Here is a 637-nt window from a genome sequence, read left to right as displayed (position 1 = left end):
ACCAGTGATCGGATCGTTTCCGATCCAATCACCGTATGCTTGCCGAACATGACCGCCAGGGTAGACGCTTTCGCGCCCCCAACGGCCACATTCCCTCTTCACGATGTCACTGATGTCTTCGCCAATCGACACGATCGACCGAACCCTACGGTCCTCGTCAATCGTCTGCCGCGGCAAACTGTGTTCCAGATAGCCAAGCCCGGCATTGCGTTCGGACCGTCGCCGCTGCTGCGGCGCCAGGTCCCAAACAATGGTGGAGCCAGACGGGATCGAACCGACGACCTCATGCTTGCAAAGCACGCGCTCTCCCAACTGAGCTATGGCCCCAAGGGGTCGGCGCCGGCGGGCGGAGCGTCCCGTGTCGTGGTGGGCCTGGGACGACTCGAACGTCCGACCTCACCCTTATCAGGGGTGCGCTCTAACCACCTGAGCTACAGGCCCAGAGCGATCGAGACATGCCGGATCGGCCCGAGGCCGAAGACGGTGCGCCGATCGCGCTATCTGGTGAGGAAGAGAAACGAGGACGGCGTCCGTCCCGCAAAATGGGTTCTGACTGAACCCTTGTATCCAATGACCTTCGATGGATGAGCCGAGGCTCACAGCGATCCAGCAGAACCGGACCGCAGATCCAAAGAAG

General features: G+C 61.4%; 2 tRNA genes. Both read right to left on the bottom strand.

Annotation, left to right across the window (positions count from 1 at the left end):
- Positions 1-251 precede the first annotated feature (251 nt).
- Positions 252-327: transfer RNA gene (locus FV242_RS34105), tRNA-Ala, on the bottom strand.
- 37 nt (positions 328-364) lie between these two features.
- A tRNA-Ile gene (locus FV242_RS34100) sits at positions 365-441 on the bottom strand.
- Positions 442-637 lie beyond the last annotated feature (196 nt).

This window comes from Methylobacterium sp. WL64 (assembly GCF_008039945.1).
Taxonomy (GTDB): domain Bacteria; phylum Pseudomonadota; class Alphaproteobacteria; order Rhizobiales; family Beijerinckiaceae; genus Methylobacterium.
This window is presented reverse-complemented; position numbering and strand designations above follow the sequence as displayed.